This is a genomic window from Pantoea rodasii, from assembly GCF_002095465.1.
GTDB classification, from domain to species: Bacteria; Pseudomonadota; Gammaproteobacteria; order Enterobacterales; family Enterobacteriaceae; genus Pantoea; species Pantoea rodasii.
The window spans coordinates 1-13,676 of record NZ_MLFP01000029.1; the positions used below are offsets into that span (position 1 = coordinate 1).

The window sequence follows — 13,676 nt, forward strand, 5'->3', positions numbered from 1 at the left end:
AGACGTGACTGGTAACGTTGAGCTGCCAGAAGGCGTTGAGATGGTAATGCCAGGCGACAACGTGAAAATGACCGTTGAGCTGATCCACCCAATCGCGATGGATCAGGGTCTGCGTTTCGCAATCCGTGAAGGCGGCCGTACTGTTGGTGCGGGCGTTGTTGCTGAAGTTATCGCTTAATTGCGTTAATGTCGGTGGCTGCTAAGGTAGCCACCGCAGCACGAAAAGAGAGCACTTCGGTGCTCTTTTTTTTATCTTTTTTATTCCACGCCAGATAAACCCACACAAAAGTTACGTTTGAAATAAAAACCATTCTCATTTACACTTTGATCAGAAATTGTACTGGAGTCCGCAGTAAATGTACGTCTGTCTGTGTAATGCCGTGAGTGACAAAACCCTCCGCGAAGTTGTGCGTCGCTACCAACCTAAATCTATCCAACATTTACGACAGCTGGTTCCCATCGGAAAACAGTGCGGTAAATGTATCCGCGTTGCACGTGAAATCATGGATGACGAGTTGCAGAAGGTGCCGTTGTACAAAGAGATAGCTTGAGGCATTTTTCGTCCGCGCCGTAATACCCACAAAAACTGTCCAGTTTTTTTGACTTCTTTTTATCCGCATCTACGATCTATTTACCTGGAAGCGGAGGAAGCAAAATGAAGGGCGACGGTAAAATCTTAACGCATCTCAACAAACTGCTGGGAAATGAACTGGTTGCGATTAATCAGTACTTTCTTCATGCGCGCATGTTCAAAACTGGGGGCTGATTCGCCTCAATGATGTCGAATACCACGAGTCGATTGACGAAATGAAGCATGCGGACAAATACATTGAACGCATTCTTTTTCTCGAAGGCATTCCTAACCTGCAGGATCTGGGTCGACTGCGCATTGGCGAGGACGTACCTGAGATGTTGCAATCCGACCTAACGCTGGAGCTGGAAGGGGCGAAGGATTTACGTGAAGCGATTGCCTATGCAGACAAAGTCCATGACTACGTAAGCCGTGACATGATGATCGAGATTTTGAGTGAAGAAGAGCATCATATTGACTGGCTCGAAACCGAACTCGACCTGGTACAAAAACTCGGTTTGCAGAATTATCTACAGGCACAATTAAAAGAAGAGCGGGCAGGGTAATCTCGCGCCAGCTGAGCAATGTCATCCAGGCCCGCGCCGGCATTTGTGACCGCAGCGGGCTTTTTTATGCCCATTTCAATAATCATGTGGTTAAAAACACATCACGGGTTGCTTACTAAATAGATTTAAGTATAATGCGCGGGCCTACCGATATTGGTATGGCGCGATTCGAGCAGAATCGCAGGGGACAGCGAGTTATGTGTCGCCTGACAATACTCCCGATTGGGGAGTTATATGCTGAACGATTACACTCCTCCATCAATCGTAATGGGTGTGGGTAGTAATTCTTTTCGTTTATAAAATGTTTGGAGCCTTGGTCTCATGTCGAACCAAAGAATCCGTATCCGTCTTAAAGCGTTTGATCATCGCCTGATCGATCAATCAACCGCGGAAATCGTAGAGACTGCCAAGCGCACTGGTGCGCAGGTACGTGGTCCGATCCCGCTGCCAACTCGCAAAGAGCGTTTCACCGTTCTGATCTCTCCGCACGTTAACAAAGACGCGCGTGATCAGTACGAGATTCGTACTCACAAGCGTCTGGTAGACATCGTTGAGCCAACTGAAAAACCGTTGATGCACTGATGCGTCTGGATCTGGCTGCCGGTGTTGACGTGCAGATCAGCCTGGGTTAATCAGGTCATCGAGCGATTGAGAGGTTGATACAATGATTGGTTTAGTCGGTAAAAAAGTGGGCATGACTCGCGTCTTCACTGAAGATGGCGTTTCAATCCCAGTAACCGTAATCGAAGTTGAAGCAAACCGCGTTACTCAGGTCAAAGGCCTGGAAAACGACGGTTACCAAGCTATCCAGGTAACCACCGGTGCTAAAAAAGCAAACCGTGTTGGCAAACCAGAAGCAGGTCATTTTGCTAAAGCTGGCGTTGAAGCTGGCCGTGGTCTGTGGGAATTCCGCACCGAAGGTGAAGAGTACTCAGTAGGCCAGAGCATCAGTGTAGAGATTTTCGCTGAAGTTAAAAAAGTAGACGTTACCGGTACCTCTAAAGGTAAAGGTTTCGCAGGTACCGTTAAGCGCTGGAACTTCCGTACCCAGGACGCTACACACGGTAACTCCTTGTCTCACCGCGTTCCGGGTTCTATCGGTCAGAACCAGACTCCGGGCAAAGTGTTCAAAGGCAAGAAAATGGCTGGTCAACTGGGTAATGAGCGCGTAACCGTTCAGAGCCTGGAAGTGGTACGTGTTGACGCTGAGCGCAACCTGCTGCTGGTCAAAGGTGCGGTTCCGGGTGCAACCGGCTGCGACCTGATTGTTAAACCAGCTGTGAAGGCGTAAGGGGATAGCAATGGAATTAGTACTGAAAGACGCGCAGAGCGCGCTGACTGTTTCCGAAACTACCTTCGGTCGTGATTTCAACGAAGCGCTGGTTCACCAGGTTGTTGTTGCTTATGCCGCTGGTGCCCGTCAGGGTACTCGTGCGCAGAAAACGCGTGCTGAAGTAACTGGTTCAGGCAAAAAGCCTTGGCGCCAGAAAGGTACCGGCCGTGCGCGTGCAGGTTCTGTAAAGAGCCCAATCTGGCGTTCAGGTGGTGTAACCTTCGCTGCGCGTCCACAGGACCACAGTCAAAAAGTTAACAAGAAGATGTACCGCGGCGCGCTGAAAAGCATTCTGTCCGAACTGGTACGTCAGGACCGTCTGATCGTTGTCGAGACGTTCTCTGTAGAAGCGCCTAAAACTAAGCTGCTGGCACAGAAACTGAAAGACATGGCGCTGGAAGACGTGCTGATCATCACCGGTGAACTGGATGAGAATCTGTTCCTGGCTGCGCGTAACCTGTACAAGGTAGACGTGCGTGATGCAGCAGGTATCGACCCAGTTAGCCTGATCGCCTTCGACAAAGTCGTTATGACTGCGGAAGCAGTTAAGCAAGTTGAGGAGATGCTGGCATGATCCGTGAAGAACGTCTGCTGAAAGTAGTGCGTGCACCGCACGTATCTGAAAAAGCATCTACTGCGATGGAAAAAACCAATACCATCGTTCTCAAAGTTGCTAAAGACGCGACCAAAGCAGAGATCGTTGCTGCTGTTGAGAAACTGTTCGAAGTTGAAGTTAAAGACGTAAACACCCTGGTTGTTAAGGGTAAAGTTAAGCGTCACGGACAGCGTATCGGTCGTCGTAGCGACTGGAAAAAAGCTTACGTCACCCTGAAGGAAGGCCAGAATCTGGACTTCGTCGGCGGCGCTGAGTAAGTCGGAGGAGAAAGACAATGGCAGTTGTTAAATGTAAACCGACATCTCCGGGTCGTCGTCACGTAGTTAAAGTGGTGAACCCAGAGCTGCACAAGGGCAAACCATTTGCCCCGCTGGTAGAAAAAAACAGCAAATCCGGTGGTCGTAACAACAATGGTCGTATCACTACCCGTCATATCGGTGGTGGTCACAAGCAGGCTTACCGTATTGTTGACTTCAAACGCAACAAAGATGGTATCCCGGCAATTGTTGAGCGTCTTGAGTACGATCCGAACCGTTCTGCGAATATCGCACTGGTTCTGTACAAAGATGGCGAACGCCGTTACATCCTGGCCCCTAAAGGCCTGAAAGCCGGTGATCAGGTTCAATCTGGCGTCGATGCTGCGATCAAAGCAGGTAACACCCTGCCAATGCGTAACATCCCGGTGGGTTCTACCGTTCACAACGTAGAAATGAAACCAGGCAAAGGCGGTCAGATTGCTCGCTCAGCTGGTACTTACGTGCAGATCGTTGCGCGTGATGGTTCCTACGTAACCCTGCGTCTGCGTTCAGGTGAAATGCGTAAAGTCGAAATCGACTGCCGCGCAACTCTGGGCGAAGTCGGTAACGCTGAGCATATGCTGCGCGTTCTGGGTAAAGCTGGTGCAACCCGTTGGCGTGGTGTTCGTCCTACCGTTCGCGGTACTGCGATGAACCCAGTCGATCACCCGCACGGTGGTGGTGAAGGTCGTAACTTTGGTAAGCACCCGGTAACTCCGTGGGGCGTTCAGACCAAAGGTAAGAAGACCCGTAGCAACAAGCGTACTGATAAATTTATCGTACGTCGCCGTAGCAAATAATTTTAGAGGATAAGCCATGCCACGTTCTCTCAAGAAAGGTCCTTTTATTGACCTGCACTTGCTGAAGAAGGTAGAGAAAGCGGTGGAAAGCGGTGACAAGAAGCCCCTGCGCACTTGGTCCCGTCGTTCAACGATCTTCCCTAACATGATCGGTTTGACCATCGCTGTCCATAATGGTCGTCAGCACGTTCCTGTCTTTGTTTCCGACGAAATGGTCGGCCACAAACTGGGTGAATTTGCACCGACACGTACTTATCGCGGCCATGCTGCAGATAAGAAAGCCAAGAAGAAATAAGTAGGAGGAAGAGATGGAAACTATTGCTCAACATCGCCATGCTCGTTCTTCTGCTCAGAAGGTCCGCCTCGTTGCTGACCTGATTCGCGGTAAGAAAGTGTCGCAGGCTCTGGATATTCTGACTTACACCAACAAGAAAGCTGCTGTGTTGGTTAAGAAAGTACTGGAATCTGCCATTGCGAACGCCGAACACAACGATGGCGCTGATATCGACGATCTGAAAGTCTCGAAAATCTTCGTAGACGAAGGCCCAAGCATGAAGCGCATTATGCCGCGTGCGAAAGGTCGTGCAGATCGCATCCTGAAGCGCACCAGCCACATTACTGTGGTTGTGTCCGATCGCTGAGACTCTGGAGACTAGCAATGGGTCAGAAAGTACATCCTAATGGTATTCGCCTGGGTATTGTAAAACCATGGAACTCTACCTGGTTTGCGAACACCAAAGAATTCGCTGACAACCTGGACAGCGATTTTAAAGTACGTCAGTTCCTGACTAAGGAACTGGCTAAAGCGTCTGTATCTCGTATCGTTATCGAGCGTCCGGCTAAGAGCATCCGTGTGACTATTCACACTGCTCGCCCGGGTATCGTTATCGGTAAGAAAGGTGAAGACGTAGAAAAACTGCGCACGGTCGTCGCGAAAATCGCTGGCGTTCCTGCACAGATCAATATCGCCGAAGTCCGTAAACCGGAACTGGACGCTAAATTGGTTGCTGATAGCATCACTTCACAGCTGGAGCGTCGTGTGATGTTCCGTCGTGCTATGAAGCGTGCTGTACAGAACGCAATGCGTCTGGGCGCGAAGGGTATTAAAGTTGAAGTCAGCGGCCGTTTGGGCGGTGCCGAGATCGCACGTACCGAATGGTACCGTGAAGGTCGCGTACCGTTGCACACACTGCGTGCAGACATTGACTACAACACCTCTGAAGCGCACACCACTTATGGTGTAATCGGCGTTAAGGTATGGATCTTCAAAGGCGAGATCCTGGGTGGTATGGCTGCTGTTGAACAACCGGAACCGGCTGCTCAACCTAAAAAGCAGCAGCGTAAAGGCCGTAAGTAAGGAGAGTCGCTGATGTTACAACCAAAGCGTACGAAATTCCGTAAAGTGCACAAAGGCCGCAACCGTGGTCTGGCGCAGGGTACGGATGTCAGCTTCGGTACTTTCGGTCTGAAAGCTGTTGGCCGTGGTCGTCTGACTGCTCGTCAGATCGAAGCAGCACGTCGTGCTATGACCCGTGCAGTTAAGCGTCAAGGTAAGATCTGGATCCGTGTATTCCCGGACAAACCGATCACCGAGAAGCCGCTTGAAGTGCGTATGGGTAAAGGTAAGGGTAACGTGGAGTATTGGGTTGCCCTAATCCAACCGGGCAAAGTCCTGTATGAAATGGACGGTGTTCCGGAAGAGCTTGCCCGTGAAGCGTTCAAGCTGGCAGCAGCAAAACTGCCTATCAAAACCACCTTTGTTACTAAGACGGTGATGTAATGAAAGCAAATGAGCTGCGTGAAAAAAGCGTTGAAGAGCTGAACACTGAGCTTCTTAACCTTCTGCGTGAGCAGTTTAACCTGCGCATGCAGGCAGCATCCGGCCAGCTGCAGCAGACCCATCTGCTGAAGCAAGTGCGTCGTAATGTTGCACGTGTTAAGACTTTACTGACTGAGAAGGCGGCGTAATGACCGATAAAATCCGTACTCTGCAGGGTCGTGTAATTAGTGACAAAATGCAGAAATCTGCAGTTGTTGCTATCGAACGTGTCGTGAAACACCCGATCTACGGTAAGTTCATCAAGCGTACGACTAAGCTGCACATCCATGACGAGAACAACGAATGTGGAATTGGTGACGTGGTAGAAATCCGCGAAACCCGTCCACTGTCTAAGACTAAGTCTTGGGCGTTGGTTCGCGTTGTAGAGAAAGCGGTTCTGTAATAGAATCCGTTTCCTCTAAAAAATAAAATGAACGGCTCGTCTGAGCCGTTCATTTTTTCTACCCATATGCGAGAACCGGTGTTATAATGCCGCGCCCTCAATTGTGGGGCTTTTTAACGACCTGAGGTTTGGGTCCCGAAGTAGTAGTTGACATTAGCGGAGCACTAAAATGATCCAAGAACAGACTATGCTGACCGTCGCCGACAACTCCGGTGCACGTCGCGTAATGTGTATCAAGGTTCTGGGTGGCTCGCACCGTCGCTACGCAGGCGTCGGCGACATCATTAAAGTTACCATCAAGGAAGCAATTCCACGTGGTAAAGTTAAGAAAGGTGATGTCCTGAAGGCGGTAGTGGTGCGCACCAGGAAGGGTGTTCGTCGCCCGGACGGTTCTGTCATTCGCTTCGATGGTAATGCATGCGTTATTTTAAACAATAACAGCGAGCAACCTATCGGTACGCGTATTTTTGGGCCGGTAACTCGTGAACTTCGTACTGAAAAGTTCATGAAAATTATCTCTCTGGCACCAGAAGTACTCTAAGGAGCGAGCAATGGCAGCGAAAATCCGTCGTAACGACGAAGTTATCGTGATTACCGGTAAAGACAAAGGTAAACGCGGTAAAGTAAAGAACGTCCTGACTTCTGGTAAAGTCATCGTTGAAGGTATCAACCTGGTTAAGAAACACCAGAAGCCGGTTCCGGCTCTGAACCAACCAGGCGGCATCGTTGAAAAAGAAGCTGCTATTCAGGTTTCTAACGTTGCACTCTTCAATGCGGCAACCGGCAAGGCTGACCGTGTAGGCTTTAGATTCGAAGAAGGCAAAAAAGTCCGTTTCTTCAAGTCTAATAGCGAAACTATCAAGTAATTTGGAGTAGTACGATGGCGAAACTGCATGATTACTACAAAGACGAAGTAGTCCAGAAACTCATGACTGAGTTCGGCTACAATTCTGTCATGCAAGTCCCTCGGGTCGAGAAGATCACCCTGAACATGGGTGTTGGTGAAGCGATCGCTGACAAGAAACTGCTGGATAATGCAGCAGCAGACCTGGCAGCAATCTCCGGTCAAAAGCCGTTGATCACCAAAGCACGCAAATCAGTTGCAGGCTTCAAAATCCGTCAGGGCTATCCGATCGGCTGTAAAGTAACTCTGCGCGGCGAGCGCATGTGGGAGTTCTTTGAGCGCCTGATCACTATTGCTGTTCCACGTATTCGTGACTTCCGCGGCTTGTCTGCTAAGTCTTTCGATGGTCGTGGTAACTACAGCATGGGCGTTCGTGAGCAGATCATCTTCCCAGAAATCGATTATGACAAAGTCGATCGCGTTCGTGGTTTGGATATTACCATTACCACTACTGCGAAATCTGATGATGAAGGCCGTGCTCTGCTGGCTGCCTTTGACTTCCCGTTCCGCAAGTAAGGTAGGGTTACTTAATGGCTAAGCAATCGATGAAAGCACGCGAAGTTAAGCGTGTGAAATTAGCAGACAAGTTCTTCGCCAAGCGCGTTGAACTGAAAGCGATCATTTCTGATGTGAACGCATCCGACGAAGATCGTTGGGATGCCGTTCTCAAGCTGCAGAGTCTGCCGCGTGATTCCAGCCCTTCCCGTCAGCGTAACCGCTGCCGTCAGACAGGTCGTCCGCACGGTTTCCTGCGGAAGTTTGGGTTGAGCCGTATCAAGGTCCGTGAAGCCGCCATGCGCGGTGAAATCCCGGGTCTGAAAAAGGCTAGCTGGTAATTGTCACCATTTGAATCACGGGAGTAACACAGATGAGCATGCAAGATCCGATCGCGGATATGCTGACCCGTATCCGTAACGGTCAAGCCGCGAACAAAGTTGCGGTCTCTATGCCTTCCTCCAAGCTGAAAGTGGCAATTGCCAACGTGCTGAAGGAAGAAGGCTACATTGAAGATTTTAAAATCGAAGGCGACATCAAGTCTGAGCTGGAAGTTACTTTAAAGTATTTCCAGGGCAAGGCTGTGGTAGAGAGCATTCAGCGAGTAAGCCGTCCAGGTCTGCGCATCTATAAGAAAAAAGATGAGCTGCCAAAAGTAATGGCTGGTCTGGGCATCGCTGTAATTTCTACCTCTAAAGGTGTCATGACTGATCGTTCAGCACGCCAAGCTGGTCTTGGTGGCGAAATTATCTGCTACGTAGCGTAATCGGAGGATAAAATGTCTCGTGTTGCAAAAGCACCTGTCGTTGTTCCTGCGGGCGTAGAGGTAAAACTCAACGGTCAGGAAGTTTCGATCAAAGGCAAAAACGGCGAGCTGACTCGTACTATCAACAGTGCTGTAGAAGTTAAGCATGCAGACAACGCCCTGACTTTCGCTCCGCGCGAAGGTTATTCGGATGGTTGGGCACAAGCAGGTACTGCTCGTGCACTGCTGAACGGCATGGTTATCGGTGTTACCGAAGGCTTCACCAAGAAGCTGCAACTGGTTGGTGTTGGTTATCGTGCAGCTGTTAAAGGCAACTCTGTGAGCTTGGCCCTGGGCTTCTCTCACCCTGTTGACCATGCACTGCCGGCCGGCATCACTGCTGAATGTCCAACTCAGACTGAGATCGTGCTGAAAGGCGCTGATAAACAGCTGATTGGTCAGGTTGCAGCGGATCTGCGCGCCTACCGTCGTCCTGAGCCTTACAAAGGCAAGGGTGTTCGTTACGCCGACGAAGTCGTGCGTACCAAAGAGGCTAAGAAGAAGTAAGGTAACACTATGGATAAGAAATCTGCTCGTATCCGTCGTGCGACCCGTGCACGTCGCAAGCTCAAAGAGCTGGGTGCTACTCGCCTGGTGGTACATCGTACCCCGCGTCATATTTACGCACAGGTGATCGCTCCGAACGGTTCCGAAGTTCTGGTTGCTGCTTCTACTGTAGAAAAAGCTATTGCCGAACAACTGAAGTATACCGGTAACAAAGACGCTGCTGCAGCCGTAGGTAAAGCTCTGGCTGAGCGCGCTGTCGAGAAAGGCATTACTAATGTTTCTTTCGACCGTTCCGGGTTCCAATATCATGGTCGTGTCCAGGCACTGGCAGATGCTGCCCGTGAAGCTGGCCTTCAGTTCTAAGGTAGAGGTCTAAGATGTCAAACATCGAGAAACAAGCTGGCGAACTGCAGGAAAAACTGATCGCGGTAAACCGTGTATCTAAAACTGTAAAAGGTGGTCGTATTTTCTCCTTCACCGCACTGACTGTAGTGGGTGATGGTAACGGCCGCGTTGGTTTTGGTTACGGTAAAGCGCGTGAAGTTCCAGCAGCGATCCAGAAAGCGATGGAGAAAGCCCGTCGCAACATGATTAACGTCGCGCTGACTCACGGCACCCTGCAGCACCCTGTTAAAGGTGCTCACACGGGTTCTCGTGTGTTCATGCAGCCAGCTTCTGAAGGTACCGGTATCATCGCCGGCGGTGCAATGCGCGCTGTTTTAGAAGTTGCTGGAGTACATAACGTTTTGGCTAAAGCGTATGGTTCTACTAACCCGATTAACGTGGTTCGTGCAACTATCGATGGCCTGGGCAATATGAATTCTCCGGAAATGGTCGCTGCCAAGCGTGGTAAATCCGTTGAAGAAATTCTGGGGTAATCACGATGGCTAAGACTATTAAAATTACACAAACCCGCAGTTCAATCGGCCGCCTGCCTAAGCACAAAGCCACTCTGATTGGCCTGGGTCTGCGCCGTATTGGTCATACCGTTGAGCGTGAAGACACGCCAGCAGTACGCGGTATGGTTAACGCGATTTCCTACATGCTGAAAGTGGAGGAGTAAGAGATGCGCTTAAACACTCTGTCTCCGGCCGAAGGGTCTAAACACGCTTCTAAGCGTCTGGGTCGTGGTATCGGTTCTGGTCTCGGTAAAACCGGTGGTCGTGGTCACAAAGGTCAGAACTCTCGTTCTGGCGGTGGCGTACGTCGCGGTTTCGAGGGCGGTCAGATGCCTCTGTATCGTCGTCTGCCGAAATTCGGTTTCACCTCTCGCAAAGCAATGGTCACTGCAGAAGTTCGTCTGTCTGACCTGGCGAAAGTGGAAGGCGGTATTGTTGACCTGAATACTCTGAAAGCAGCCAACATCATCGGTGTTCAGATCGAATTCGCGAAAGTGATTCTGTCTGGTGAAGTTGCTGCACCGGTAACGATTCGTGGTTTACGTGTCACCAAAGGTGCTCGTGCTGCAATCGAAGCTGCTGGCGGTAAAATCGAGGAATAAGTAGCAGATGGCAAAGCAACCGGGATTAGATTTTCAAAGTGCCAAAGGTGGCTTTGGTGAACTGAAGCGCAGACTTTTGTTTGTAATCGGTGCACTCATTGTCTTCCGTATTGGCTCTTTTATTCCAATCCCTGGTATCGATGCCACTGTACTTGCCAAACTGCTTGAGCAACAGCGTGGCACCATCATTGAAATGTTTAACATGTTCTCTGGTGGTGCTCTCAGTCGTGCCTCAATCTTCGCACTGGGTATTATGCCGTATATTTCGGCCTCTATTATTATCCAGCTGCTAACGGTGGTTCATCCAGCGTTGGCCGAGATTAAGAAAGAGGGTGAAGCTGGTCGTCGTAAGATTAGCCAGTACACTCGCTATGGCACCCTGGTTCTGGCTGTATTCCAGTCGATCGGTATTGCTACCGGTTTGCCGAATATGCCTGGAATGCAAGGCCTGGTGATGAATCCAGGTTTCGCATTCTACTTTACCGCTGTTGTAAGTCTGGTTACCGGGACAATGTTCCTGATGTGGCTGGGCGAACAGATTACTGAACGAGGTATCGGTAACGGTATCTCGATCATTATCTTCGCGGGTATTGTTGCGGGTCTCCCGCCGGCCATTGGCCATACCATCGAGCAAGCGCGGCAAGGCGACCTGCACTTCCTCCTGTTGCTGTTGGTTGCAGTTCTTGTATTTGCAGTGACGTTCTTTGTTATTTTCGTTGAGCGTGGCCAGCGCCGCATTGTGGTCAACTACGCTAAACGTCAGCAAGGTCGTCGTGTATATGCTGCACAGAGCACACATTTACCGTTGAAAGTGAATATGGCGGGTGTTATTCCGGCTATTTTTGCTTCCAGCATTATTCTGTTCCCAGCAACCATCGCGTCATGGTTCGGGGGCGGTACCGGTTGGAACTGGCTGACAACAATTTCGCTGTATTTGCAACCAGGACAGCCGCTTTATGTGCTACTCTATGCGACTGCAATCATCTTCTTCTGTTTCTTCTACACGGCGTTGGTTTTCAACCCACGTGAAACAGCTGATAACTTGAAGAAGTCTGGAGCATTCGTACCGGGAATTCGTCCGGGAGAGCAAACGGCGAAGTATATCGATAAAGTAATGACCCGTCTGACCTTAATTGGCGCACTGTACATTACCTTTATCTGCCTGATCCCGGAGTTCATGCGTGATGCCATGAAGGTTCCCTTCTACTTTGGCGGCACATCGCTGCTTATCGTAGTGGTTGTCATCATGGACTTTATGGCTCAAGTGCAAACTCTGATGATGTCGAGTCAGTATGAGTCTGCATTGAAGAAAGCTAACCTGAAAGGCTACAGCCGTTAATTCAGGTGCTTGAGAAGTTACGGAGAGTAAAAATGAAAGTTCGTGCTTCCGTCAAGAAATTATGTCGTAACTGCAAAATCATTCGCCGCGACGGTGTCGTACGTGTGATCTGCAGCGCCGAGCCAAAGCATAAACAGCGCCAAGGCTGATATTGTCACATATTTTTCTTGCAAAGTCGGGTTGAGCTGGCTAGATTAGCCAGCCAATCTTTTGTATGTCGATGCGTTACCATTTGAGTATCCTGAAAACGGGCTTTTCGGCATGGGACGCATTTATTTAATAATAGGAGTGCATAGTGGCCCGTATAGCAGGCATTAACATTCCTGATCAGAAACATACCGTAATCGCATTAACTTCGATTTTCGGAATTGGTAAGACTCGTTCTAAAGCCATCTGCGCTTCAACGGGTATTGCCGAAGATGTTAAGATCAGAGAGCTGTCTGAAGAACAAATTGAACAGCTGCGTGAAGCAGTTGGTAAATTCGTTGTTGAAGGTGATCTGCGCCGTGAAATCACCCTGAGCATCAAGCGTCTGATGGACCTTGGTTGCTATCGTGGTTTACGCCATCGTCGTGGTCTGCCAGTTCGCGGTCAGCGTACTAAGACCAATGCACGTACCCGTAAGGTCCGCGTAAACCGATCAAGAAATAATCGGGGTGAGTAAATAATGGCAAAGGCACCAGTTCGTGCACGTAAGCGTGTAAGAAAGCAAGTCTCAGATGGCGTGGCTCATGTCCATGCATCTTTTAACAACACCATCGTTACCATTACTGATCGTCAGGGTAACGCACTGGGTTGGGCAACCGCCGGTGGTTCCGGTTTCCGCGGTTCACGTAAATCTACTCCGTTTGCTGCTCAGGTAGCTGCAGAGCGCTGTGCAGAAGCAGTGAAAGATTACGGTATTAAGAATCTGGAAGTTATGGTTAAGGGTCCAGGTCCAGGCCGCGAATCAACAATTCGTGCTCTGAACGCTGCTGGTTTCCGCATCACTAATATTACTGATGTGACTCCAATCCCTCACAACGGTTGTCGTCCGCCGAAAAAACGTCGCGTTTAACGCCCGTTTTTAGGTTAGTTGGAGAAAGAAAATGGCAAGATATTTGGGTCCTAAGCTCAAGCTGAGCCGTCGTGAGGGTACCGACTTATTCCTTAAGTCTGGCGTTCGCGCGATCGATACCAAGTGCAAAATTGAACAACCACCTGGCCAGCACGGTGCGCGTAAACCGCGTCTGTCTGACTACGGCGGCCAGTTACGTGAGAAGCAGAAAGTTCGTCGTATGTACGGCGTGCTGGAGCGTCAGTTCCGTAACTACTATAAAGAAGCAGCACGTCTGAAAGGCAACACCGGTGAAAACCTGTTGGCTCTGCTGGAAGGTCGTCTGGATAACGTTGTTTACCGTATGGGCTTTGGCGCCACTCGTGCAGAAGCACGTCAGCTGGTTAGCCATAAATCTATCCTGGTAAACGGTCGCGTTGTTAACATCGCTTCTTATCAGGTATCTCCGAATGATGTCGTTAGCATCCGTGAGAAAGCCAAACAGCAATCTCGCGTGAAGGCCGCTCTGGAGCTGGCTGAGCAGCGTGAAAAGCCAACCTGGCTGGAAGTTGATGCGACCAAGATGGAAGGTGTGTTCAAGCGTATTCCTGAACGTACTGATCTGTCTGCGGACATTAACGAACACCTGATCGTCGAGCTTTACTCTAAGTAAAGCTTAGTACCA

At 49.9% G+C, this 13,676-nt stretch carries 26 protein-coding genes and 3 pseudogenes; all 29 read left to right on the forward strand.

The window, feature by feature from the left end:
- Positions 1-178, forward strand: a 178-nt coding sequence (locus tag HA45_RS21755) for an EF-Tu C-terminal domain-related protein (RefSeq protein ID WP_495524945.1), incomplete at its 5' end; no start/stop codon positions are given.
- A 178-nt stretch (positions 179-356) separates the two neighbouring features.
- On the forward strand, positions 357-551 hold the full coding sequence (bfd, locus tag HA45_RS21760; protein ID WP_039330903.1) for a bacterioferritin-associated ferredoxin: 195 nt from the start codon (positions 357-359) through the stop codon (positions 549-551).
- Between the two features lie 104 nt (positions 552-655).
- Positions 656-1,137 (forward strand): annotated as a pseudogene (bfr, locus tag HA45_RS21765) (bacterioferritin).
- A 321-nt stretch (positions 1,138-1,458) separates the two neighbouring features.
- A pseudogene (gene rpsJ / locus HA45_RS21770) lies at positions 1,459-1,769 on the forward strand (30S ribosomal protein S10).
- A 32-nt stretch (positions 1,770-1,801) separates the two neighbouring features.
- Positions 1,802-2,428, forward strand: coding sequence for a 50S ribosomal protein L3 (gene rplC / locus HA45_RS21775; RefSeq protein ID WP_100700419.1), 627 nt, complete (start codon positions 1,802-1,804; stop codon positions 2,426-2,428).
- A 10-nt stretch (positions 2,429-2,438) separates the two neighbouring features.
- On the forward strand, positions 2,439-3,044 hold the full coding sequence (gene rplD, locus HA45_RS21780) for a 50S ribosomal protein L4 (RefSeq protein ID WP_084938334.1): 606 nt from the start codon (positions 2,439-2,441) through the stop codon (positions 3,042-3,044).
- Positions 3,041-3,343 (forward strand): 50S ribosomal protein L23, encoded by a 303-nt coding sequence (gene rplW / locus HA45_RS21785; RefSeq protein WP_007891652.1) that lies wholly within the window; start codon positions 3,041-3,043, stop codon positions 3,341-3,343. Before rplD ends, rplW begins: the two co-directional genes overlap by 4 nt.
- Before the next feature lie 17 nt (positions 3,344-3,360).
- The gene (gene rplB / locus HA45_RS21790) at positions 3,361-4,182 is read left to right on the forward strand and encodes a 50S ribosomal protein L2 (RefSeq protein WP_100700418.1); all 822 of its coding nucleotides are present in this window, start codon (positions 3,361-3,363) and stop codon (positions 4,180-4,182) included.
- Between the two features lie 16 nt (positions 4,183-4,198).
- Positions 4,199-4,477, forward strand: a complete 279-nt coding sequence (rpsS, locus tag HA45_RS21795) for a 30S ribosomal protein S19 (RefSeq protein ID WP_001138115.1) — start codon at positions 4,199-4,201, stop codon at positions 4,475-4,477.
- Between the two features lie 13 nt (positions 4,478-4,490).
- Positions 4,491-4,823: a 50S ribosomal protein L22 gene (gene rplV, locus HA45_RS21800; RefSeq protein WP_084938331.1), complete on the forward strand. Its 333-nt coding sequence runs from the start codon at positions 4,491-4,493 to the stop codon at positions 4,821-4,823.
- A gap of 17 nt (positions 4,824-4,840) precedes the next feature.
- Positions 4,841-5,539 carry a 30S ribosomal protein S3 gene (rpsC, locus tag HA45_RS21805; RefSeq protein WP_034830744.1) on the forward strand — a complete coding sequence of 233 codons (699 nt, stop codon included), beginning with the start codon at positions 4,841-4,843 and terminating at the stop codon, positions 5,537-5,539.
- 12 nt (positions 5,540-5,551) lie between these two features.
- Positions 5,552-5,962 carry a 50S ribosomal protein L16 gene (rplP, locus tag HA45_RS21810; protein WP_002438716.1) on the forward strand — a complete coding sequence of 137 codons (411 nt, stop codon included), beginning with the start codon at positions 5,552-5,554 and terminating at the stop codon, positions 5,960-5,962.
- Positions 5,962-6,150, forward strand: a complete 189-nt coding sequence (gene rpmC, locus HA45_RS21815; protein WP_084938330.1) for a 50S ribosomal protein L29 — start codon at positions 5,962-5,964, stop codon at positions 6,148-6,150. The genes rplP and rpmC overlap by 1 nt, the downstream gene beginning before the upstream one ends.
- Positions 6,150-6,404 carry a 30S ribosomal protein S17 gene (gene rpsQ / locus HA45_RS21820; RefSeq protein WP_008104738.1) on the forward strand — a complete coding sequence of 85 codons (255 nt, stop codon included), beginning with the start codon at positions 6,150-6,152 and terminating at the stop codon, positions 6,402-6,404. The genes rpmC and rpsQ overlap by 1 nt, the downstream gene beginning before the upstream one ends.
- Positions 6,405-6,573: 169 nt before the next feature.
- Positions 6,574-6,945: a 50S ribosomal protein L14 gene (gene rplN / locus HA45_RS21825; RefSeq protein WP_084938328.1), complete on the forward strand. Its 372-nt coding sequence runs from the start codon at positions 6,574-6,576 to the stop codon at positions 6,943-6,945.
- 10 nt (positions 6,946-6,955) lie between these two features.
- A complete protein-coding gene (gene rplX / locus HA45_RS21830; RefSeq protein ID WP_100700417.1) occupies positions 6,956-7,270 on the forward strand; it encodes a 50S ribosomal protein L24 in 315 nt (104 codons plus the stop codon).
- 14 nt (positions 7,271-7,284) lie between these two features.
- The gene (rplE, locus tag HA45_RS21835) at positions 7,285-7,824 is read left to right on the forward strand and encodes a 50S ribosomal protein L5 (protein ID WP_013510763.1); all 540 of its coding nucleotides are present in this window, start codon (positions 7,285-7,287) and stop codon (positions 7,822-7,824) included.
- Between the two features lie 14 nt (positions 7,825-7,838).
- Positions 7,839-8,144, forward strand: a complete 306-nt coding sequence (rpsN, locus tag HA45_RS21840; RefSeq protein ID WP_007891666.1) for a 30S ribosomal protein S14 — start codon at positions 7,839-7,841, stop codon at positions 8,142-8,144.
- 32 nt (positions 8,145-8,176) lie between these two features.
- The gene (gene rpsH / locus HA45_RS21845; RefSeq protein WP_100700416.1) at positions 8,177-8,569 is read left to right on the forward strand and encodes a 30S ribosomal protein S8; all 393 of its coding nucleotides are present in this window, start codon (positions 8,177-8,179) and stop codon (positions 8,567-8,569) included.
- 12 nt (positions 8,570-8,581) lie between these two features.
- Complete coding sequence (rplF, locus tag HA45_RS21850; RefSeq protein ID WP_100700415.1) at positions 8,582-9,115, forward strand: 50S ribosomal protein L6; 534 nt, start codon at positions 8,582-8,584, stop codon at positions 9,113-9,115.
- A gap of 9 nt (positions 9,116-9,124) precedes the next feature.
- On the forward strand, positions 9,125-9,478 hold the full coding sequence (rplR, locus tag HA45_RS21855; RefSeq protein WP_008104733.1) for a 50S ribosomal protein L18: 354 nt from the start codon (positions 9,125-9,127) through the stop codon (positions 9,476-9,478).
- Between the two features lie 14 nt (positions 9,479-9,492).
- A complete protein-coding gene (gene rpsE / locus HA45_RS21860) occupies positions 9,493-9,993 on the forward strand; it encodes a 30S ribosomal protein S5 (protein WP_007891679.1) in 501 nt (166 codons plus the stop codon).
- A 5-nt stretch (positions 9,994-9,998) separates the two neighbouring features.
- Positions 9,999-10,178 carry a 50S ribosomal protein L30 gene (gene rpmD / locus HA45_RS21865; protein ID WP_039380794.1) on the forward strand — a complete coding sequence of 60 codons (180 nt, stop codon included), beginning with the start codon at positions 9,999-10,001 and terminating at the stop codon, positions 10,176-10,178.
- Between the two features lie 3 nt (positions 10,179-10,181).
- Complete coding sequence (rplO, locus tag HA45_RS21870; protein ID WP_100700414.1) at positions 10,182-10,616, forward strand: 50S ribosomal protein L15; 435 nt, start codon at positions 10,182-10,184, stop codon at positions 10,614-10,616.
- A 7-nt stretch (positions 10,617-10,623) separates the two neighbouring features.
- The gene (gene secY, locus HA45_RS21875) at positions 10,624-11,955 is read left to right on the forward strand and encodes a preprotein translocase subunit SecY (RefSeq protein ID WP_039330881.1); all 1,332 of its coding nucleotides are present in this window, start codon (positions 10,624-10,626) and stop codon (positions 11,953-11,955) included.
- Positions 11,956-11,987: 32 nt separating this feature from the next.
- The gene (gene rpmJ / locus HA45_RS21880; protein WP_004160566.1) at positions 11,988-12,104 is read left to right on the forward strand and encodes a 50S ribosomal protein L36; all 117 of its coding nucleotides are present in this window, start codon (positions 11,988-11,990) and stop codon (positions 12,102-12,104) included.
- Between the two features lie 146 nt (positions 12,105-12,250).
- Positions 12,251-12,606: pseudogene (gene rpsM / locus HA45_RS21885) on the forward strand (30S ribosomal protein S13).
- A 16-nt stretch (positions 12,607-12,622) separates the two neighbouring features.
- On the forward strand, positions 12,623-13,012 hold the full coding sequence (rpsK, locus tag HA45_RS21890) for a 30S ribosomal protein S11 (RefSeq protein ID WP_004160563.1): 390 nt from the start codon (positions 12,623-12,625) through the stop codon (positions 13,010-13,012).
- Between the two features lie 31 nt (positions 13,013-13,043).
- On the forward strand, positions 13,044-13,664 hold the full coding sequence (gene rpsD, locus HA45_RS21895) for a 30S ribosomal protein S4 (protein ID WP_007891687.1): 621 nt from the start codon (positions 13,044-13,046) through the stop codon (positions 13,662-13,664).
- Positions 13,665-13,676: the final 12 nt, after the last annotated feature.

Excerpts from the sequence above, each read along its gene's own strand:
- rpmD (WP_039380794.1), top strand. The coding sequence starts at position 9,999 with ATGGCTAAGACTATTAAAATTACACAAACCCGCAGTTCAATCGGCCGC.
- rpsS (WP_001138115.1), top strand. The coding sequence starts at position 4,199 with ATGCCACGTTCTCTCAAGAAAGGTCCTTTTATTGACCTGCACTTGCTG.
- rplR (WP_008104733.1), top strand. The coding sequence starts at position 9,125 with ATGGATAAGAAATCTGCTCGTATCCGTCGTGCGACCCGTGCACGTCGC.
- rpmC (WP_084938330.1), top strand. The coding sequence starts at position 5,962 with ATGAAAGCAAATGAGCTGCGTGAAAAAAGCGTTGAAGAGCTGAACACT.
- rpsK (WP_004160563.1), top strand. The coding sequence starts at position 12,623 with ATGGCAAAGGCACCAGTTCGTGCACGTAAGCGTGTAAGAAAGCAAGTC.
- rplF (WP_100700415.1), top strand. The coding sequence starts at position 8,582 with ATGTCTCGTGTTGCAAAAGCACCTGTCGTTGTTCCTGCGGGCGTAGAG.
- rplC (WP_100700419.1), top strand. The coding sequence starts at position 1,802 with ATGATTGGTTTAGTCGGTAAAAAAGTGGGCATGACTCGCGTCTTCACT.
- rpsC (WP_034830744.1), top strand. The coding sequence starts at position 4,841 with ATGGGTCAGAAAGTACATCCTAATGGTATTCGCCTGGGTATTGTAAAA.
- rplX (WP_100700417.1), top strand. The coding sequence starts at position 6,956 with ATGGCAGCGAAAATCCGTCGTAACGACGAAGTTATCGTGATTACCGGT.
- rplD (WP_084938334.1), top strand. The coding sequence starts at position 2,439 with ATGGAATTAGTACTGAAAGACGCGCAGAGCGCGCTGACTGTTTCCGAA.
- rpsH (WP_100700416.1), top strand. The coding sequence starts at position 8,177 with ATGAGCATGCAAGATCCGATCGCGGATATGCTGACCCGTATCCGTAAC.
- rpsE (WP_007891679.1), top strand. The coding sequence starts at position 9,493 with ATGTCAAACATCGAGAAACAAGCTGGCGAACTGCAGGAAAAACTGATC.
- bfd (WP_039330903.1), top strand. The coding sequence starts at position 357 with ATGTACGTCTGTCTGTGTAATGCCGTGAGTGACAAAACCCTCCGCGAA.
- rplV (WP_084938331.1), top strand. The coding sequence starts at position 4,491 with ATGGAAACTATTGCTCAACATCGCCATGCTCGTTCTTCTGCTCAGAAG.
- rplO (WP_100700414.1), top strand. The coding sequence starts at position 10,182 with ATGCGCTTAAACACTCTGTCTCCGGCCGAAGGGTCTAAACACGCTTCT.
- rplB (WP_100700418.1), top strand. The coding sequence starts at position 3,361 with ATGGCAGTTGTTAAATGTAAACCGACATCTCCGGGTCGTCGTCACGTA.
- rpsD (WP_007891687.1), top strand. The coding sequence starts at position 13,044 with ATGGCAAGATATTTGGGTCCTAAGCTCAAGCTGAGCCGTCGTGAGGGT.
- rplW (WP_007891652.1), top strand. The coding sequence starts at position 3,041 with ATGATCCGTGAAGAACGTCTGCTGAAAGTAGTGCGTGCACCGCACGTA.
- rpsN (WP_007891666.1), top strand. The coding sequence starts at position 7,839 with ATGGCTAAGCAATCGATGAAAGCACGCGAAGTTAAGCGTGTGAAATTA.
- rpmJ (WP_004160566.1), top strand. The coding sequence starts at position 11,988 with ATGAAAGTTCGTGCTTCCGTCAAGAAATTATGTCGTAACTGCAAAATC.
- rplN (WP_084938328.1), top strand. The coding sequence starts at position 6,574 with ATGATCCAAGAACAGACTATGCTGACCGTCGCCGACAACTCCGGTGCA.
- rplP (WP_002438716.1), top strand. The coding sequence starts at position 5,552 with ATGTTACAACCAAAGCGTACGAAATTCCGTAAAGTGCACAAAGGCCGC.
- secY (WP_039330881.1), top strand. The coding sequence starts at position 10,624 with ATGGCAAAGCAACCGGGATTAGATTTTCAAAGTGCCAAAGGTGGCTTT.
- rpsQ (WP_008104738.1), top strand. The coding sequence starts at position 6,150 with ATGACCGATAAAATCCGTACTCTGCAGGGTCGTGTAATTAGTGACAAA.
- rplE (WP_013510763.1), top strand. The coding sequence starts at position 7,285 with ATGGCGAAACTGCATGATTACTACAAAGACGAAGTAGTCCAGAAACTC.